This is a genomic window from Bartonella sp. MR168JLCBS, assembly GCF_042194175.1.
On sequence record NZ_JBHIMP010000471.1, the window covers coordinates 345 to 638 of the forward strand.

Sequence of the window (294 nt, forward strand, 5' to 3'; positions counted from 1 at the left end):
ACAGAACATCCCTTTAGATATTTTTTAACTTTCCGAGGCACCTCAAAGGCATTCAGGACATTAAGTTTTCGTTCCCTAGCAGATAAATTAACCTGTGGACGTGTATTTCGACAACGCACAAGCCAACCCGGCTTAAAATTTTTTTTCTTTTTTACTGCAATATAACGAGCAAGCTCAGCAGATTGGTTATAACGTCGCCAAAAAAAACGGCGAAAATGCAACGGGATGGAAATAATAACATCACAATCATCGATAATCTCACGTCCAGCAAACACCATCCAATTGGCCATGAAA

1 pseudogene is annotated in these 294 nt (G+C 39.5%); it reads right to left on the minus strand.

The features are described 5' to 3' along the window. Positions 1 to 294, minus strand: a pseudogene (locus tag ACFIK8_RS12080) (ComF family protein); the annotation flags it as partial.